The organism is Cupriavidus sp. BIS7 (assembly GCF_000292345.1).
Taxonomy (GTDB): Bacteria; Pseudomonadota; Gammaproteobacteria; order Burkholderiales; family Burkholderiaceae; genus Cupriavidus.
Genome location: NZ_ALOU01000036.1, coordinates 25,461 through 44,326, shown reverse-complemented (window position 1 = coordinate 44,326; position 18,866 = coordinate 25,461). Strand labels below are relative to the sequence as shown.

Here is an 18,866-nt window from a genome sequence, read left to right as displayed (position 1 = left end):
TCGCCTGCTTCATCCGCGCCGCACCAAGCTATCATGTCGCCTTTGCCCACCAATCCGCGCGCATGCCGGCACCCCGAGCCACGCTTCCCGCGACGGCGATCGTCGTCGCATTCACCTTACCCTTGCTGGTTTCGAAGCACACGCTACCGCTGGCCACGTTCTATGGCGAGTGGACGGCTGGCCTGCTCGGCACGCTCCTTGTCCTTGCGCTGGCGCTCCAGCCAAGCCAGGCTACCTACCGGTCGCCCAGGGCGTTTCCGTGGGTTGTGCTGCTGCCGGTCTGGCTGATTGCCACCACGATCCTGCAGGCAGCAGTCGGCATGGCCGACGTTACCGGCAGCCGGTTGACCACGCAGATCGTGCTGGCGCTTGGCGCGGCGCTGATGCTTGTTGCATGGCGCGCCAGCCAGGCGATGTCAACCGACGAGCGCGCGAGCATCGTCGATGCGCTGGCCATCGCGTTCGTCCTTGGCGGCCTGCTCGGCACGGTGGCGCAATGGGTGCAGGTCTTCCGTCTTGAAGACCAGGCCTTCAACCTGGTTTCCGAATATTTCTATGACAGCAACCGCCGGCTCTGGGGCAACCTGAACCAGCCCAACCATCAGGCCACGGTGGAAGGGCTGGCGCTGGTGGCAGCGGTGTGGCTGGCCACGCGCGGCTGGCTGCGGTTTCCGAGCTGGCTCGTCGCGGTGGCGCTGCTGGAGAGCGGCATCGTGCTGTCGGGATCGCGCACGGGCCTGCTGCACGTTGGGCTGGCTGCGATCTATGCGCTGATCGCGGCCTACATGGCACGCGGCACCCCGCGCGGCGCCGATCCGATGCACCGTGCACCGGGCCTGATTGCCGCGGCCGTGCTGATGGTTGTCGGAATCGCCGTGCTCCAGCCCGTCATCAAGCACGCCGGCCAGGTCTTCGACTGGCGGCTGTTCGATACCGTGGCCCAGCTCAAGGCAGGCGACCAGGTCTCCGCACGCGGCGCGCTGTGGGCGCATGCATGGGCGATGTTCCGCGCCAATCCGCTGTTCGGCGTCGGCTATGGCGAGTTTGGCTGGGCACAGTTCCAGCAGATGGCGGAGGTTGGCGTCACGGCCGAGATGTCACTGCACGCGCACAACGCCGTCCTCGACCTGCTCGCCAAGACCGGTGTGGCCGGCACGGCGGGTGTGGCGCTGGTGCTTGCGGGATGGCTCTGGCGGGTGGTGCGTCACCGGCTCTGGCTTGCGTCGTCGGGAGAGCGTGCGATGGCCGTGCCGATGCTGTTCTGGCTGGCCATGCTCGCCGCGCATTCGATGCTCGAGTATCCGCTGCACTACCTCTACTTCTTCCTGCCGTTCTGCTTCGTGCTTGTCTGGCTCGAACCAGCCGGGTTTGGCCCGCGCCTGCCTCGCGCCGTTTCGGTCGTCGCAAGCGTGGTGTTTATCGTCGTGTCGGCGTTCGTGCTGGTGACGCAATGGCAGGACTACAAGCGCGTCGAGGCGCGCGAGTACGCGCGCGACGAAAGGCGGGACAGCCTGCCGATGCCGAAACTCTGGTTCCGCCAGCATGCTGCCGCGGATGCCATCGAGCACGCCACGATCACACCTGACAACGCGGCCAGCCTGCTGCCGGCCCATATGGCGGCATTGCATCTGCTGCCGACACCGAGCCTGATCGCGCGGACCGCATGGCTGCTGGCGCTGACCGGAGAGCAGGAGCGCGCACGCCTGTGGATGGAACGCCTGCGCTACTACTACCAGGGCGACGAGGCCGTCGAATTCCAGACGCTCTCACGCGATTGCAATACCGTAGGCGCCGACCGCCGGCCACGCGAATTCTGCGCCTGGGTGCACCTGCGCGCGCGCCGCGGCTGAAACGCCGGGCGGCCGAGGCCGCTGGCGCGAAGACGTGGCGTATCTCCGGGTGTGCTCAGTGCGCGTAGCCCGGCGGCGGAGGCGGCGGATAGTAGGGCTGGTAGTTGGACGGCGGGACCGGCTCATGCGGTGCTGCCGCCACTGGCGCCGAAACCATCTGACCATACACCGGTACCCGGTTGCCAGTCGCGTACATGCACTGGACATACGCCGCGTCGTACTGCCGCTGCGTGCCATAGCCGGAGTTGTACGCGGCGCTCGTGCCAACCGCAGCGCCGGTCAGCATACCCGCGCCGGCACCGACCGCCGCGCCGCTGCTGCCGCCGAACGCGGCGCCGGCCGCTGCGCCCAGCGCCGTGCCGACTACCGTGCTGCCAACCGCCGCCGCATTGGCGTTATGTTGGGCCGTGGTTCCACCAATCTGTTCGAACGCGAACTGGCGGCAGTTGTAATCGTCGCCACGGAACTGGTCAAACGTCTTGTTGGAGCCCGGCAGCGCCATCACGGTGGGCCCTGAAGGCATCACAGCGCAGGCACCAAGGCCAAGCGAGGCCGCCATCAGCAAGCTCAGGCAACGCAGATTCATGAAGATGCTCCGGAGACGGGGGAAGACGAGTTCGACGACGAAGGCGGCTGCGCCGGCACGCGTTTCCAGCCGCCGGGACATTCCTTGACATACGGGTAGTAGCCCTCGGGCTGGCTGCAGTGGTACCACCATGCATTGGCGTCAGCGCCCGAATCATGGCTGACGTTGCCCTGCTCTACATACTGCGCGGGTTCCGAGGGCGCGGCGGCTGCTGGCGGATAGCCGGGGTAGTAGCCCGGGCCCGGGTAGTAGCCGGGATAGTAGCCAGGGTAGTAGTACGGGCCATACGGATACCAGCCAGGACCCCATCCCCAGCCGGGGCCCCAACCCCAGCCCCCCACGCCGACGACGACGCCGACATGTCCATGTCCGCCACCGCCGTGGCCGCTACCGTGCGCCAGCGCCTGTGTGCTGACGCCTGCCGAAATCGCCGCGAACGCCAGCGCTATCTGGCAAAGCTTGCGCCCGTTCATGATGTGCCCCCTGCCTGCTGCCTGTGTACCGCTGTTAACGCGCATCACCGGAATTGCGCGCACCTTGGGCGGTGGCGCGCAGTGATCCTTTCATTGAATATCAATTTGCCTCAGGCAGGGGCATTTCGGATCATCCCGAAATGTGGCGTTACCTTTATTACGGACGGGATATGCGGTGGGGGGTACTTGGCGCATCGCCATTGTCGCGGCGATACATCACGATACGCCGCGGGTACGGTATCGACGACATCCGCAGGTCCGGGCGTTTGCCATGGGGGCGCTAGACGGCGGTGCCAGCCACCCAGTCCCCCGACTTCCCCCCATGCTTTTCCAGCAGCTTCACGTTGCCCATGACCATGCCACGGTCTACCGCCTTGCACATGTCGTAGATGGTCAGCAGCGCCACCTGCACACCGGTCAGCGCCTCCATCTCCACGCCGGTCTGGCCGTGCGTTTCGGTGCGGACGATACAGGCGATCGTTGCGCTGGGCTCATCGAGGGCAAAGTCCACCGCCACCTTGGTCAGGCCGATCGGATGGCAGAGCGGGATCAGGTCGGCGGTACGTTTGGTGGCCATGATCGCGGCCACGCGTGCAATGCCGAGTACATCGCCCTTCTTGGCGTTGCCATCGCGTACCAGCGCAAAGGTCGCGGGCAGCATCGTGATCGTGCCAGTCGCCACGGCGACGCGATGGGTGCTGGCCTTGTTGCCGACGTCGACCATATGGGCCTGACCGGCATTGTCGAAATGGGTGAGCTGGCTCATGGAAACAGGAGGTAATTGATGCTGGGGCTTGCCCGATGGGAACGTCATGCGCAGGCCGCTATCATAGCAACATGCCAAAGACCTCCCGGCCTTCCCGCCCGCTCGATCGGTCGAGCGCCCACGCCCAAGTCATCGCCGCGCCAGCCGTGCGTGCGTCACATATGACGCGCGCGCTAGCCGCCGTGCTGGTGTTGACCATGGCCGCCCCCGCGTGGCCGCAGGGCGGGTCTGCAGTACCGCTGCTGCTGCAGAATACGACGAGTAGTGCACCGGCGGCACCTGCCGTATCGGGCGATACGGGCGAAACGGGCGAGGTGAGCGACCAGGTCTACGACAACCTCAACCGCAGCGTGCGGGCCGGGCAGAAGTCCGAGTTTGGCCTGCGCAGCGGCAATACGGTGGTCGAGAGCGCCGGGTCCCAGCTCCCAGACCTTGGCGATCCGTCGACGGCCTCGCTCTCGCCGGACATGGAGAAGCGGCTTGGCGATCGCATCATGCGCGATATCCGCCGCGATCCCGATTACGTGTCGGACCCGCTGCTGAACGATTACCTCAATTCGCTTGGCTACCGGCTCGTACAGGCCGCGCGCAGGCAGAACATCTCGGGGTCGAATGGCGCCGGCACGTTTGCTACCGGCTTCGAACTGTTTGGCGTGCGTGACCGCTCGATCAACGCGTTCGCGATGCCCGGCGGCTACGTCGGCGTGCATACCGGGCTGCTGGTGCAATCGGACACCGAATCGGAACTGGCTTCAGTGCTCGGCCACGAAATCGGCCACGTGATGCAGCGGCACATTGCCCGCGGCATTACCAACCAGAACCAGTCGATGTGGATCGCGCTGGCGTCGATGGTGCTGGCCGGCCTGGCCGCCACCAAGAGCGGCGATGCCGCAGCGGCGCTGGCAATGGGCGGGCAGGGCGCGGCAGTGGCGAACCAGCTTTCGTTCTCGCGCGGTGCCGAGCGCGAGGCTGACCGTGTCGGCTTCCAGATCATGACCGCGGCGGGGTTCGACCCGCAGGGCATGCCCGATTTCTTCCAGCGGCTGCAGCGCGTGACGGGTATCTCCGACAACAATTCGATACCGTCCTACGTGCGCACCCACCCGCTGACGTCCGAGCGTATCGCCGACATGCAGGACCGCGTGCGCCACGTGCCTGCTCACAAGGTGCAGAACACGCCCGAGTATGAGTTCGCACGGGTCCGGGCGCGCGTGATCCAGGAACCCACGCCGAATGATCTGCGCAACGTGCTGACCGTGTTCCAGGCGCAACTGAACAGCAATGCTTCGGCGGTACGTCTGCCGGCGGTCTACTACGGCATTGCGTTCACGAACCAGCGGCTGGGCCGCTATGCCGATGCGGAGAAGGCGCTTGCCGAGGCTCGCCGCCTTTACGGCAACATCCCGGGCGCGACTTCGGGTAGCCCGATGCTCGACGTGATGGCGGTGGAGCTTGCGCGGGCCGAAGGCCGGATGCCGGATGCGCTGACGCAGGCCACCGCGACACTGCGCGCATTCCCGCTGTCGCATGCGGCGGCGCTGGCCTATGCCGACACGCTGGTGGCCGCGAACAAGCTCGACGATGCCGTGACGTTCCTGCGTGCGCGCACGCGTGAGGAAACCGGGCGCTCCGAATGGTGGGAACTGCTCGCGCGCGCCTACGCGGCACAGGGCAAGCGTGTGCAGCAGCATCAGGCGATGGCGGAGAAGTACGCGATGGACGGTTCCTACCAGGCGGCCATCGAACAGCTCCAGATCGCGCGCAAGGCTGGCGACGGCGACTTCTATACGCTGTCAGAGGTCGATGCACGGCTGCACCAGCTCCAGCTCCAGTACAAGGAAGAGAAGCAGGACAACAAGGGCATGCCTAACTGATGGCAGGCTGACGGATGCTCCCCTCTCCCACTGCGCGGGAGAGGGGAGACTAAACCCTCTACTCCGCCTCCGGCGTCCTCACAAAGCCATAGCGCTTCGGCAGTTCGGCTTCCAGGACCGGCTCGATATCGATGTCCCGCCCGGCGAAATGAAACACGCCCAACGTGGCGCCGCATGCTTCGCCATGCCAGTCGCAGGCCACGCTGAACGCGTCGAGATCATGGTCGTGCAGCAGCGCAACCTGCGCGCCATCGTCGATGCCGTGCACCATCCCCTCGAAGACCACGTTGCCATGCTCGTCGGCATGGCAGGCCTGCGGCGTGAACGGATGGCCCGACGTCGTGGTCAGTGCGCCGTTGTGCAGCCTTGCCACCCACGGCGTGTACATCAGCGAAACGAACACCCGTTGCGGGCCGTTCTGGAAGTACCAGGCGCCGCGCGCATCGTGCGTGTAGTTGCGTTCGATAAAGCCGATCAGCGCCTCATGCCGGATCGGGTCGCCCGAGAGCCCATGCTGCTGCGCGAATTCGTTACGCATGCGCCATTGTCCGCGCCGGTCCAGCGCCAGCCAGCCGTAGCAGTTGGGCACATTGGGCCAGCGCGCCATGGCTTGCTTGACCATTTCATCCATCTTTGTCTCCTCCTTGGCACGACGGGCCGCACGCGCCCGGTGTCTGGCCCGATTGGCGTAGCTCGCATCAGGTTGGCGATTTCCGTGCTGTGCGCACGCTGTCGAAATAATCGAGTATGCGCGTGGGCAGCCACTCGATATGGCCCGCGAAGGGCAGCAACGGCAACTGGCCCAGCAGGCCATCGCGTGGTGTCATGAAACCGACGTGGCCACCGTGTTCGGGCTGCTCCAGCAGCACGTCGGCGCTCACGTTGCCCGGGCCCGGCAGATGGCGGGCGGGCAGGAACGGATCGTTGCGCGCGTTGAGCACCAGCGTCGGGATGCGGATCTCACCGAGTATCGGTTTGCTCGATGCGCGCGCCCAGTAGTCGTCGGTATCGCGAAAGCCGTGCAGCGGCGCGGTCACGACATTGTCGAACGCGTAGAGGTCGCGGCTGGCCAGCATCGTTTCGCGGTCGTACAGGCCGGGAAACTGCTCCAGCTTGGCCAGCGACTTGCGCTTGAGCGTCTGCAGGAACATGCGCGTGTAGACCATGTTGAAGCCGCTGGACAGCGCCGCGCCGCCTGCCGCGAGGTCGAGCGGCGCTGAGACGGATGCGGCGGCCGTCAGGAAACTCGCAGCGCGGCCGTCCTCGCCGAGGTAGCGCAGCAGCGCGTTGCCGCCCAGCGAGATCCCTACTGCGAGTATCTCCCGCCCCGGCTGCACGGCATGGACCTGGCTGCGCAGCCGTTCCAGCACCCAGCGGATCTCGGCCGAATCGCCCGAATGATAGAAGCGCGGTGCGCGGTTCAGCTCGCCGGAGCAGCCGCGGAAATGCGGTATCACGCCCTGCCAGCCGCGCTCGCGCAGCGCCGCCATCAGCGCCTGCGCGTAGTGGCTGCGCGAGTCGCCTTCGAGCCCGTGGAACATCACCACCAGCGGCGAGCCGCCGGCCGCCGTGTGCGTGGTCCAGTCGAGATCGATGAAGTCGCCGTCAGGCGTGTCCCAGCGCTCGCGCCGGAACGTGATGCGGCGATGTCGCGTGAAGCGCGCCGGGAGGATCGTCTGCGCGTGGCCGCCGCGTAACCACCAGGGGGTTTGGAAGGCCTCGCCGAACAGCATGGCGTCCTGCACGGAGATCAGTGCAGCGCCTGCCCCGGCGCGGCGGCAACTGCGGCCACCTGCACCGCATTGGCCGGGCTGCAGTGGATATGGGCAAGCCGCCAGCCTTCGTGGTTCTGCATCAGCACGTACGTGGTGTGCACGTAGAGGTCGGCTTCGACGCGGTCGGCGCCGAAACGCATGGCTTCGGTCACATCGAAGATCGAGACACCCATCGACGCATGGCTGCTGGTCTCGATCGCATCGACCAGCACGGGCTGTTCTTCCAGCAGATGCGCGAAGGCCTGGCGCAGATGCTCGTGGCCGATCAGGCGCTGGCCGTCGGGCATCACGCAGGTGACGGAGTCTTCGTCCAGCCAGAGCCGCAGCGCACCCTCGGCGTCACGCAGTTTCAAGGCTTCACGGAAGGCATCGACGATGTCTTCGGCGGAATCGAACAGGCGGGCGAAACGAGGCATGTTGGCGTGATCAGGGACGTTGCAGGAGCTTGCGCAGCTCGACGAACACCATTTCGGGTTCGATCTCCTTCAGGCAGCGCAGGTGGCCGAGCGGACACTCGCGCTTGAAGCAGGGACTGCACTCGAGTTGAAGCCACATGATACTCGCTGCCTGTGACAGCGGGGGCGTGTGACGAGGGTCGCTCGACCCGAAAACGGCCACCTGGGGCCGGTTCAGGGCAGCGGTGACATGCATCAGGCCGGAATCGTTGCAGACCGCGGCTTCGGCCAGCGCCAGCAGGTCCACGGCGTCGTCGAGCGATGTCTGACCGCACAGATTTCTCACGAACGGCGCGTCCTTGACGATCTCGTCGGCGATCTCGGCGTCCTTGCCCGAGCCCAGCGTGATGATCAGCGCGTACGGGAACGAGCGGCGCAGCATCTGCGCCAGTCCGGCGAAATGACCGGCCGGCCAGCGCTTGGCGGGGCCGAACTCGGCGCCCGGGCAGAACGCGATCACGCGCGTGCCCGGCGCAATGCCGAAGCGCTCGGCCGTGGCGGCCATGCGGACGGGATCGGTCTTGAGCTTCGGGTCGGGAATCGACTCCGGCAGGCGCGCGCCGGGCTTGAGCGCCAGGCGTGCGTAGTGCTCCACCATCGGCGGGCGCTTGTCGCGCGGCGGATTGCCATGGCGCACGTTGAGCATGCCGAAGCGCGACTCGCCGCGATAGCCGACGCGCAGCGGAATGCCGGCCAGGAATGGAATCAGCGACGACTTCAGCGAATTCGGCAGCACATAGGCCACGTCGTAGCCTTCGTGCTTGAGCTGCTGCGCGAACAGCAGGCGCGCGCTCAGTTGCAGCTTGCCGTGTGCCAGATCGCTCGGGAACACCTTGCTGATCTCGGGCATCCGCGCAAGCACGGGCGCCACCCATTTGGGGGCGAGGGCGTCGATGACCAGATTCGGGTGACGGGCCTTGAGCAGCGCGAACAGCGGCTGCGCCATCAGGGCGTCGCCGATCCAGTTCGGGGCGATAACGAGGGCTTTTCTCATATTGTGGGTATTGCGTGGCCCTGTGATGCGGTGCCCGGGCATGTCAACGCCCCGGGGCGCTGGGCGGCCCGGGGCGTCAGGTCGAAACGGCAGGCGTTGGCGTGGGCCGGGCGGGTCAGTGGTGGCCCTTCAGCACGGTGCCCGGCTTGAGCTTGTACACGGTGCCGCAGTACGGGCACTTGACCTCTCCGGTGTCCGCCACGTCCAGGAATACGCGGGGGTGGTAGTTCCACGCCGGCGTGTTGGCCGTGGGGCAATGCAGCGGCATATCTTCTGCGCCGATTTCGATAACGGTTGCGGTTTGAGTCATGGTGTTGCTTTTGAGTCTTGCAGGGATTGAGCGTTGTTTGAAGGATGGCGCCGGCGCTCAGACCAGCGTCAGCCACTTCTTGTACTTCTCGTCGGTGCCGCCTACGGCCGCGAAGAACGCGTCCTGGATGCGCTTGGTGATGGGGCCGCGGCGGCCTTCGCCGATGACGCGGTCATCCAGTTCGCGGATCGGCGTCACTTCGGCGGCGGTGCCGGTGAAGAATGCTTCGTCGGCGCAGTACATCTCGTCACGCGTGATGCGCTTCTCGCGCACTTCGAGGCCAAGGTCGCGCGCAATCGTCAGCGTGGCGTCACGCGTGATGCCGTCCAGGCACGATGCCAGATCAGGCGTGTAGATCACGCCGTTGCGCACGATGAACACGTTCTCGCCCGAGCCTTCGCTGACATAGCCCTCGGTATCGAGCAGCAGCGCTTCGTCGTAGCCCAGGCCGGTGGCTTCCTGGTTGGCCAGGATCGAGTTGATGTAGTAGCCGGAGGCCTTGGCGCGTACCAGCGACACGTTGACGTGATGGCGCGTGAACGACGAGGTCTTCACGCGGATGCCGCGTTCCATGCCTTCCTCGCCCAGATAGGCGCCCCACGGCCAGGCGGCAATGGCCACGTGGATCGTGTTGCCGCGCGCGGAAACACCAAGCTTTTCGGAGCCGATCCACACCAGCGGGCGGATGTAGCAAGATTCCAGGTTGTTGGCGCGTACCACTTCGCGCTGGGCCGCTTCGAGGGTGGGCTCGTCGAACGGCATGGCCATCTGGAAGATCTTGGCGGAGTTGAACAGGCGGCGCGTGTGCTCCTTGAGGCGGAAAATCGCGGTGCCTTCCGGCGTCTTGTACGCGCGTACGCCTTCGAATACGCCCATGCCGTAGTGCAGCGTGTGGGTGAGCACGTGAATCTTGGCGTCACGCCACTCAATCAGCTTGCCATCCATCCAGATCTTGCCGTCGCGATCTGCCATCGACATGGTCGTCCCCCTGCTGCCCCGGTAATGTCGCAAAGTCGCCATTGTAAGCCGCGCGTCCTTGCGTGCCAACGAAGGGCGGCGGATTGACCGTTCTACAATCGCACCTCCAGCCACAGCCAGCCACAGCCAGTCACAGCCGCCGGCCCGCACCCGCATGTCCATGCCTGAACGCCCCGCCGATCGCGCCACCCCTGACATCGACCATGCGGCCGATCCCGCCGGCATCGACCGCTGGCAGGCCACGCTTGGTGCACTTGAGGCGCTGGCTGGTGGCGATGCGGCCGCTGGCCCGGGCGACGGCCGCCGGCTGGTCTGGGCGCTGACGCTCGACGCCGACGGCGTGGTCGGGACCATCGAGCCGATGGAGCAGACCCATGGCCCGCGCGGCTGGGGCAAGCCACGGCCCGTTCCGCTGGCCCGGGTGGCCGACGACGATACCCTGCCGCCGTGGGATGTCCGCGTGGCGCGCGCCATTCGCCGCGACGCATCGCGCAACCGCCGCCATGTGCTGGACCGCGCCGCTGCCGTGGTGGCGCTGGTGGGCCATCCCGCCGTGGTGCTGTCCCATGCGCCGACCGTGCCGATGGAGGTGGTGGAATCCGCGCCGTCGCTCGAAGCCGTGCGCGAGGGCGACCGCTACCTGCTGCGCATCGTCCCGCCGCTGCGCGAGGCGCTGGCCATGGAGGATTTCCTGCCCGCCGCCGCGCGCCAGGAGGCCGAATCACTGCGCCAGGTCACCGTGCTTCAGGATGGCCCGCGCAGGCTGCGTGTGATTCGCTTCACACCGGCCCAGCAGGGCGCGGCAAAGCTCATTGCAGGCGGCCTTGCCGTGCCGGCAGACGCCCAGGCGCGGCTCGACAGCACGCTGCGCGCGCTGGCCGGACATTTCCAGATTCACGCCGACAGCTCGGGGGAAGCGCGCGAACGCGACCCGGAGTCGCGCCTGCGCGCTGAAGTGGCACCGGTCGGGCGCGGCATCAGCCTGCGGCTCGTGGTCACACCGCTGGGCGTGCTGGGGCCGCGGCTCGCTCCGGGCCATGGCCGCGCGCAACTGATGGCGACGATCGGCGGCGAAACGCAGGTCACGCATCGCGATCTCGATGCCGAGCAGGCAAATGTGGCCGAGGTGTTCGAAGCGCTGCCGTTCCTCGTGCAGCAGGCGCCCGCCAGTGGCGAACACACGTGGACGCTCGATGACCCCGAGGATGCGCTGACCGTGATCGAAGTGCTGCCGGGGCTGGCCGGCGTGATCGATCTCGAATGGCCGCGTGGCCGCGAACTGCGCGTGCTGCCGGCAGACGTCGCGCAGCTTGCCGTCAGCGTCGAGACCGGCAGCGAGTGGTTCAAGCTTGTGGGCGAATTGCGCGTGGCCGAAGGGCTCGTGATCTCGCTCGAAAAGCTGGTGGCGTGGGCGCATGGCCATGCGGGCCGCTTCATGCCGATGGCGCATGGCGTCTACGTAGCGCTGACCCGCCAGTTGCGAGACCGCCTGCGTGATCTGGCGGGCGTGAGCGACGGCGTTCGCGACGGTATTCGCGTGCCGCTGGTGGCTACGCCGTGGCTGGACGACGTGCTGGCCGGCGCCGGTATCGATCCAGATGCGCATTTCCGTACACGCGTGAAGCGGCTGCGTGCCGCGCGCGAGCACGACGCGCCGGTGCCGCCCACACTGGCCGCCGAACTGCGGCCGTACCAGGCCGAGGGCTATCGCTGGATGATGTCGCTGGCCGATGCCGGGTTTGGCGCCTGCCTGGCCGACGACATGGGGCTTGGCAAGACGCTGCAGTCGCTGGCCGTGCTGCTGGCGCGCGCGACGGGCGGGCCGGCTCTGGTCGTCGCGCCGACGTCGGTCTGTGGCAACTGGGCTGCGGAGGCACGCCGCTTCGCACCGGCGCTGCAGGTCCATGTCTATGCCGATGGCGACCGCGAGGCAATCGTCGGCCATGCCGCCGCGCACGATCTGGTGATCGTTTCGTACAACCTGCTGCAGCAGGCACGCAAGGCGTTCTGCGATCGGCACTGGCACACGGTGGTCGCGGACGAGGCGCAATCGTTCAAGAACCCGTCATCGCGCCGCGCGCAGGCGATGTTCGCGCTGCCGGCCGATTGCCGCATCGCGCTCTCCGGCACACCCGTGGAGAACCGCCTGTCGGAACTCTGGGCCGTGATGCGCTTCTGCACGCCGGGGTTGCTTGGCTCGCTGGCGCGTTTCAACGAGCATTTTGCAAATCCGATCGAACGCAATGGCGCGCGCGATCCGCGCCATCGGCTGCGGCGCATGATCGCGCCGTTCGTGCTGCGGCGGACCAAGGCACAGGTGCTCGACGAGTTGCCGCCGCGCACGGAACTGGTGATCCGCGTCACGCCGGAACCGACCGAGGCGGCCCACTACGAGGCGCTGCGCCGGCAGGCGCTTTCCGAGGCCGAACGGGCGCTGCTGCGTCCGCGCAAGGACAAGAAAGCGCCCGCAGAACTGACCGCGCCTGAGGCACGCATCCACGTGCTGGCCCAACTGATGCGCATGCGCCGTGCCGCGTGCGATCCACGTCTGGTCACGCCAGACGCGGGGCAGCCCGGTGCCAAGGTGCGCGCGTTTGCGGACCTTGCGGCCACGCTGGCCGCGAACGGGCACAAGACGCTGGTGTTCAGCCAGTTTGTCGATTTCCTGCAGATGCTGCGGCAGACGCTGCACGACGCGGGCCTGGCTTACCAGTACCTCGATGGCGCCACGCCGGCCGGCGAGCGTACGCGGCGCGTGGCGGCGTTCCAGGCGGGCGAGGGCGATGTGTTCCTGATCAGCCTGAAGGCAGGCGGCTTCGGCCTGAACCTGACTGCGGCGGACTACATCGTGATTGCCGACCCCTGGTGGAACCCCGCCGCCGAGGACCAGGCAATGGGCCGCGCGCACCGCATCGGCCAGCAACGGCCGGTCACGGTCTATCGGCTGATTGCCGCCGGCACGATCGAGGAGCGCATCGTCGACCTGCACCAGGGCAAGCGCGCGTTGGCCGACGGCGTGCTCGAAGCGATGGACGGCGAGACAGTCGGCCGCGACGTGCCGCTGCCCGACATCGACGAACTGGTTGGATTGCTGCGGCGCTGAGTGGGCGTTGGCGGTACTTCAGATGCTCTCGGTTGGCTCCCCTCTCCCGCAAGGCGGGAGAGGGGTTGGGGGAGAGGGCAAGCCCTCCCGCACCAAACGGTATACAAATTTGCCACCTGTTTGGTGCAATGCACCACCACACAACCGCCTCCATCCCCACAACTTCCGCTTCTAATCTATGTTCCGGTGCATTCCGGGCTGGTAGAAATACTGCCTTGTCGTCCTCGGTTTTGTGAATATAGTATACCGATCGCTTCTCCAATCGCCCCCGCAGACCGGCCTGTCACGATCGGCACGGTCCAAGAAGACAACGGAGCCACCGTGACCCTGCCAGATCTGCCGCAGGCTGACCTTGCTCAGCCCGAGGCGAGCTTTCTCCCGGTTCATCAAGCCGCCGCGCAACTCGCGCGTGGCGAGACCACGGCGCTGGCGCTGGTCGATGCCTGCCACGCAGCCTGGGCCGCCCGCAACGGCGACATCAATGCGATTGTCCTGGCGGACTTCGAGGCCGCGCGCCATGCTGCGGCGCAGAGCGACGCACGGCGCCGCGCCGGCCAGACGCTGGGGCCGCTTGATGGCATCCCGTTCTCGATCAAGGAATCGTTCGATGTGGCGGGCTGGCCGACTACCTGCGGCAGTCCGGCGCGCCGCGACCATCGCGCGGCCAGCGATGCCGTGGTGGTGGAACGACTGCGTGCGCAGGGTGCCGTGCTGCTGGGCAAGACCAACGTGCCGCTCGGCCTGCGCGACTGGCAGAGCTACAACGCGATCTACGGCACCACGCGCAATCCGCACGATCTCTCGCGCACGCCGGGTGGTTCCTCGGGCGGCAGCGCCGCGGCCGTCTGCGCCGGACTGAGCTACTTCGACATCGGTTCCGATATTGGTTCGTCGCTGCGCAACCCCGCGCACTACTGTGGCGTGTTTTCGCACAAGAGCAGCCACGGCATCGTGCCGCTGCGTGGCCATGGCAATGCTGCGGCGGGGTTTGCCGCGCAGGACATCAATGTGGCCGGCCCCGTGGCGCGCAGCGCGTTCGACCTTGAACTGGTCCTGCGTGCGATTGCAGGCCCGGACGCCGCGGACGCACCTGCCTGGCAACTCGCGCTGCCGCCGTGCGATCACGCCCGTCTGGCCGATTTCCGTGTGGCGGTGCTGCCCACTCATCCGCTGGCCGAAGCCGATGCCACGGTGAGCGGAGCAATCGAAGGGCTGGGCCACTGGCTGGCGCGGCAGGGTGCACAGGTGGACTGGAACGTGCGCCCCGATTTCGATGCGGCAGCGCTCTGGCGCACCTACGTGCTGCTGCTGCGGGCAACCACCTCGCTCTACATGGACGATGCCGCGTTTGCCGATGCACTCGGCAAGGCGCATGGCGCTGGCGATGACTACGCCACGCTCCAGTTCACCGGCGCCACGCTCAGCCATCGGGACTGGCTGCTGCTGCAGCATGCGCGCGCGCAGTTTGCCGCCGCGTGGCAGCGCTTTTTTGCCGACTACGACGTGCTGCTGTGTCCCGCCGCATCGACCACGGCATTCCCGCTCAACGAGTCTGGCGAACCGTGGCAGCGCACGATCGACGTGAACGGCAGTGCGTGGCCGCTGACATCGCAACTGTTCTGGGCAGGCCATTCCGGACTATGCGGGCTGCCATCCACGGTGGCGCCGATCGGTCCGGCACGAGACGGCCTGCCGGTTGGCGTGCAGATCGTGGCGCCGCGCTTTGGCGACATGACATCGCTGCGCTTCGCGCAGTTGCTCGAGTCGGCTGGCCATGCGTTCCGGCCGCCGCGCGATTTCGCGTAGTTCATACCGCAGGGAAAAGAGACCGAAGAGAGGGGAGGGAGCGATCATGCTGGACTGGTTCAGGGAGTTGTCACGCGCCGAGCGCAAGGGGTTCTACGGGGCGTTTCTCGGTCATGCGGTCGATGTGTTCGACTTCATGATCTATTCGTTTCTGATCTCCACGCTGCTGGCGCAGTGGGGCATGAGCAAGTCGATGGCGGGCGCCATCGTCACGTGGACGCTGGTGTCGTCGCTGATCGGCGCGATCGGCGCGGGGCTGCTGGCGGACCGTTTTGGCCGCGTGCGCGTGCTGCGCTGGACGATCCTGGTGTTCGCCGTGTCGTGCTTCCTGTGCGGCATTTCCAATTCGCCCGAGCAGCTTATGGTGTTCCGCATGCTCCAGGGCCTGGGCTTCGGCGGCGAGTCGTCGCTGTGCATGGTGCTGGTGACCGAAATGATCCGCAACCCCGCGCATCGCGGCAAGTACTCGGGCTTCACGGCAAGCAGCTATTCGTTCGGCTGGGGCGGCGCAGCCATCGCCTATGCGATCACGTTCAACCTGTTCTCGCCCGAAGTGGCGTGGCGCGTCTGCTTCTTCCTGGGCATCCTGCCCGCGCTGGTGGTGGTGTACCTGCGCCGCAACCTGGAGGAGCCCGAGGTGTTCCTCAAGAGCCGCGCCGAACGCGGCAACGTGTCCCCGGGCGCGGATCTCGCGCGCGTGTTCCGCGGTCCGCTGCTGCGCAAGACGCTGCTGTGCAGCCTGCTTTCGGGCGGCATGCTGGGCGCCTACTACGCCATCGCCACGTGGCTGCCGACGTTCCTGAAGACCGAGCGCGGCCTGTCGGTGTTCGGCACCAGTTCATACCTGGCCGTGACGATCGTCGGCTCGCTGGTGGGCTACGTGGCCGGCGCCTACGCGACGGACCGCTGGGGCCGCCGGCTCACCTATATCGCGTTCGCGGCCGGTGCGTTCGTGATGGCGATGATCTACATGGTGATTCCGGTGTCGAATACGTCGATGCTGTTCCTGGGCTTTCCGCTTGGCGTGCTGATGCAGGGCGTGTTCTCGGGCATTGGCGCGACGATCTCGGAGTCGTATCCGAACAGCATCCGCGCCACCGGCTACGGTGTGTCCTACAACCTCGGCCGCGTGATCGGCTCGTTCTTTCCGCTTGCGGTGGGCTGGCTCAACAGCGGGCGCACCACGCTGGCGCTGGCCATCGCGATGGTGGCCGGCGTCGGCTACGCGCTGGTGATGGTATCCGCCGCGCTGCTGCCGGAAACCTCGGGCATCGACCTTGGGCAAACGGGCGGCGATGACGACCATGGCGAGAAAGCACGGTTGGCTGGCGACCCCGCCACGCTGACGCCCACTGCGGGACGTACCGCCTGACCCTGGGAATCGGCCAAGGGAATCAGGCCCGGGTTTGACCCCGAAACAACATTTTTAAGCCGCTGCTTACTTGCGGCTGTCTCACGCCTATAATGGCTTCTCGCGATCGGCCACGCCCTGCGTGGCCGATCGCATTTCAGGACGGTAAAACCGCGTCAGTCGGGATGCCGGTCCATCTCTTCTCATCCAGGCTCATCCAGGTCATGACACCCCGAACATCGCCCCCGGTGTGGCAGCGCCTTTGGCATCGCTTTGCCGAGGTGGAACGCAACGCCTTTCTCGAAGGCGCGCGCTTCTTCGCGCGCTTCCAGCCAGCCGTATTTTCCTGGGGGCTGGTCACCGGGGTGGCCATGAGCAAATCGGCGCTGACCGTGCCGGAGGCCATCGGCATGTCGCTGCTGGTCTATGCCGGTTCCGCGCAACTGGCCGTGCTGCCATTGTTTGCCGCGGGCATGCCGATCTGGACGGTGCTGCTGACCACCGCCGTGGTCAACCTGCGCTTCGTGATCTTCAGTGCGGCGCTGCAGCCGCATTTCAGCTATTTGCCGCTATGGCGCCGCACAGTGCTGGGCTTCTATAACGGCGACCTGCACTTCGTGTACTTCATGCAGCGCTACACCGAGCCAGGCTATGCGCCAGGCAAGGAGGGGTACTTCTGGGGCATGGCGCTGTTGAACTGCGTCACGTGGCAGGTATCGTCGCTCATCGGCATCCTGCTGGCCAGCCTGTTCCCCGATAGCTGGGGGCTGGCGCTGGCCGGCACGATGGCGCTGATCCCGGTGATGGTCTCGACGATCAATTCCCGATCGACGCTTCTGGCCGTGGCGGTGTCCTCGGTGCTGGCGCTACTGTGCTTCGACCTGCCGTACCGGCTGGCGCTGGTTGTGGCGGTGATCGGGGCGATTGCGGCAGGCATGGCCAGCGACGAACTGGCCGCACGTGCCACGCTGCGCGGCATGCGGGCACGCAGGACCGCGCAACCACCAGCAGCAGACAAGGCGGGAGACCAGGCATGAGCCATCTCGAAACCTGGATCGCCATCGTCGGCATGACGCTCGTCACCGTGCTCACGCGCGCGCTGTTCCTGATGGCGGGCGAGCGCGTGACCGTGCCCGACCGCATCCAGCGCGCGCTGCGCTACGCGCCGGCCGCCGCGCTGGCGGCGATCATCCTGCCCGAGTTCCTGAGCTTCGAAGGCCATTTCACGTTCTCGTGGACCAACGACAAGTTGATGGCAGGCATTGCGGCCACCGCGTGCTACCTGCTCACGCGCCGCATGGTCGGCATGATCGTGGTTGGTATGGCGGTCTACACGGCGCTGCGCCTGCTTGGCTGATTGCTGCCGGGTGCTGCGCAGGTACCTGGTGCCGGGTACCTGCGCAGCACCGGCTCAGGCGCTGGCCGGTTCGGCCACCAGGCCGCCCAGCCGCGTGAGCAGGTGAGCGAGCTGGGCCTGCGTGCTTGTACTGGTCTTGACGAAGATTGCCTTGAGCTGCGAGCGGCCCGTTTCGCGCTTGATGCCGAGTTGGGTCGTGGCCTCCGGCAGCCCCAGGCCCGTAATGAGCAGCGCGGCCAGCCGGGTTTCGGCCGGCGTCAGGCCGTAGAGGTCGCGTAGCACGGCCGGCGTAGCGCGCGGTGCGGCATGCGCTTCATGAATGGCCACCAGCACAGGCTGACCCTCCCACGCCGATGCCAGCACGATGCCCGGCGTGAGCCGCATCGCCACGATCTGAGCCACGCGTCCATCGCTGCCAACCGCGTGGATGGCGCCGGCGGCTTGCATTGCGATGGGGTCGGTCAGCGTACGCATGACATCCGGGAACGGCCGCGACAGCCGCCAGCCGGATCCGCCGGGCAGTACGCTGTCCGGGGCGACGTCCTGGTGCGTTGGCAGCAATCGCCTGATCCACGGTTCCCCGGCTGCATTTGCCAGCAATACCTGGCCCGAGTTCGCGAAGACAATGACGCCAAACGGCAACTGGTTCAGCAGGTTTGCCGAAACATGACCATGCGTGGCGGTGGCCTGCGTGCGATCGCGCATGGTCACGGCATCGCGCACATGCGGAATGACCCAGTCCAGCGCGCGGGCATCGTCTTCCAGGAAGCCTTCGGCGCCGGCTGGCCGCTGCAGTGTCAGGTAAAGCTCCTGGCCGGGCTGCCGGTCCACCAGGCAGGTCATCGTCGAGGCTATCGCCATGTCGGCGAAGTCGTCGTGCGCGTACAGGCTGCGCATTGCCGTGAAGCCAGGGTCTGGCCGGTGGATGTGCCAGCCGCCTACCTGCAGCCGGTCAGGGAACGTCAGGCTCCGGGCAGTCCCTTCGTGCAGGTTTTGCATGGCGAGATCGTCGGGCAGCCGGCTGGCCGTCTGCCTGACCTGCAAGCCGCCGCGTTCGGTGTCGCGCACGAGCAGCGTCGCCTGCGCGCTGCCGGTGATGTCGCATAGCGCGGACAGGCTGCGTTGCCATGCCCGCGGCTCGAGAATGCCCTGATAGAGACCACGAATGGTCTCGTGCATGTCCTGTGT

At 66.8% G+C, this 18,866-nt stretch carries 17 protein-coding genes; 7 read left to right on the top strand and 10 right to left on the bottom strand.

Annotated elements, in window-relative coordinates; all coding sequences use genetic code 11:
- Nucleotides 1-62 precede the first annotated feature (62 nt).
- Complete coding sequence (locus B552_RS0113215; RefSeq protein WP_026035620.1) at nt 63-1,850, top strand: O-antigen ligase family protein; 1,788 nt, start codon at nt 63-65, stop codon at nt 1,848-1,850.
- Between the two features lie 55 nt (nt 1,851-1,905).
- Here the strand turns inward: B552_RS0113215 and B552_RS0113210 are convergent, their stop codons facing one another.
- The 3 genes from B552_RS0113210 to moaC form a co-directional block, all read right to left on the bottom strand.
- Nucleotides 1,906-2,436: a glycine zipper family protein gene (locus B552_RS0113210; protein ID WP_019449501.1), complete on the bottom strand. Its 531-nt coding sequence runs from the start codon at nt 2,434-2,436 to the stop codon at nt 1,906-1,908.
- Entirely contained in the window at nt 2,433-2,909 is a 477-nt protein-coding gene (locus B552_RS0113205; RefSeq protein ID WP_019449500.1) for a hypothetical protein, read from the bottom strand. Before B552_RS0113205 ends, B552_RS0113210 begins: the two co-directional genes overlap by 4 nt.
- A 280-nt stretch (nt 2,910-3,189) precedes the next feature.
- Nucleotides 3,190-3,675 (bottom strand): cyclic pyranopterin monophosphate synthase MoaC, encoded by a 486-nt coding sequence (gene moaC, locus B552_RS0113200; protein WP_019449499.1) that lies wholly within the window; start codon nt 3,673-3,675, stop codon nt 3,190-3,192.
- Nucleotides 3,676-3,746: 71 nt separating this feature from the next.
- Here moaC and B552_RS0113195 point away from each other — a divergent pair, with 71 nt between their 5' ends.
- Nucleotides 3,747-5,549 carry a M48 family metalloprotease gene (locus B552_RS0113195; RefSeq protein ID WP_237718206.1) on the top strand — a complete coding sequence of 601 codons (1,803 nt, stop codon included), beginning with the start codon at nt 3,747-3,749 and terminating at the stop codon, nt 5,547-5,549.
- Between the two features lie 58 nt (nt 5,550-5,607).
- Here the strand turns inward: B552_RS0113195 and B552_RS0113190 are convergent, their stop codons facing one another.
- The 6 genes from B552_RS0113190 to B552_RS0113165 all read right to left on the bottom strand — a co-directional run bounded on the left by B552_RS0113190 (nt 5,608) and on the right by B552_RS0113165 (nt 10,061).
- A complete protein-coding gene (locus tag B552_RS0113190; protein ID WP_019449497.1) occupies nt 5,608-6,180 on the bottom strand; it encodes a DUF2946 family protein in 573 nt (190 codons plus the stop codon).
- Nucleotides 6,181-6,247: 67 nt separating this feature from the next.
- Nucleotides 6,248-7,282 (bottom strand): hydrolase, encoded by a 1,035-nt coding sequence (locus B552_RS0113185; protein WP_019449496.1) that lies wholly within the window; start codon nt 7,280-7,282, stop codon nt 6,248-6,250.
- Nucleotides 7,283-7,299: 17 nt separating this feature from the next.
- Nucleotides 7,300-7,740: a nuclear transport factor 2 family protein gene (locus B552_RS0113180; protein WP_019449495.1), complete on the bottom strand. Its 441-nt coding sequence runs from the start codon at nt 7,738-7,740 to the stop codon at nt 7,300-7,302.
- A gap of 10 nt (nt 7,741-7,750) precedes the next feature.
- Nucleotides 7,751-8,773, bottom strand: a complete 1,023-nt coding sequence (waaF, locus tag B552_RS0113175) for a lipopolysaccharide heptosyltransferase II (RefSeq protein ID WP_026035619.1) — start codon at nt 8,771-8,773, stop codon at nt 7,751-7,753.
- Nucleotides 8,774-8,888: 115 nt separating this feature from the next.
- Nucleotides 8,889-9,083: a zinc-finger domain-containing protein gene (locus B552_RS0113170; RefSeq protein WP_019449493.1), complete on the bottom strand. Its 195-nt coding sequence runs from the start codon at nt 9,081-9,083 to the stop codon at nt 8,889-8,891.
- A 57-nt stretch (nt 9,084-9,140) separates the two neighbouring features.
- A complete protein-coding gene (locus B552_RS0113165; protein ID WP_019449492.1) occupies nt 9,141-10,061 on the bottom strand; it encodes a branched-chain amino acid transaminase in 921 nt (306 codons plus the stop codon).
- A 160-nt stretch (nt 10,062-10,221) separates the two neighbouring features.
- On the opposite strand from B552_RS0113165, the gene B552_RS0113160 reads away from it, so the two are divergent.
- From B552_RS0113160 to B552_RS0113140, 5 genes are all read left to right on the top strand, one after another.
- Nucleotides 10,222-13,164, top strand: a complete 2,943-nt coding sequence (locus tag B552_RS0113160) for a DEAD/DEAH box helicase (protein WP_157160249.1) — start codon at nt 10,222-10,224, stop codon at nt 13,162-13,164.
- A gap of 321 nt (nt 13,165-13,485) precedes the next feature.
- The gene (locus tag B552_RS0113155; protein WP_019449490.1) at nt 13,486-14,970 is read left to right on the top strand and encodes an amidase; all 1,485 of its coding nucleotides are present in this window, start codon (nt 13,486-13,488) and stop codon (nt 14,968-14,970) included.
- Nucleotides 14,971-15,016: 46 nt separating this feature from the next.
- Complete coding sequence (locus B552_RS0113150; protein WP_019449489.1) at nt 15,017-16,342, top strand: MFS transporter; 1,326 nt, start codon at nt 15,017-15,019, stop codon at nt 16,340-16,342.
- 203 nt (nt 16,343-16,545) lie between these two features.
- Nucleotides 16,546-17,358 carry an AzlC family ABC transporter permease gene (locus B552_RS0113145; protein WP_026035617.1) on the top strand — a complete coding sequence of 271 codons (813 nt, stop codon included), beginning with the start codon at nt 16,546-16,548 and terminating at the stop codon, nt 17,356-17,358.
- Nucleotides 17,355-17,678, top strand: coding sequence for an AzlD domain-containing protein (locus B552_RS0113140; protein ID WP_019449487.1), 324 nt, complete (start codon nt 17,355-17,357; stop codon nt 17,676-17,678). The genes B552_RS0113145 and B552_RS0113140 overlap by 4 nt, the downstream gene beginning before the upstream one ends.
- Nucleotides 17,679-17,732: 54 nt before the next feature.
- On the opposite strand, the gene B552_RS0113135 is transcribed toward B552_RS0113140, so the two are convergent.
- Nucleotides 17,733-18,857: a helix-turn-helix transcriptional regulator gene (locus B552_RS0113135; protein ID WP_237718205.1), complete on the bottom strand. Its 1,125-nt coding sequence runs from the start codon at nt 18,855-18,857 to the stop codon at nt 17,733-17,735.
- Nucleotides 18,858-18,866: the final 9 nt, after the last annotated feature.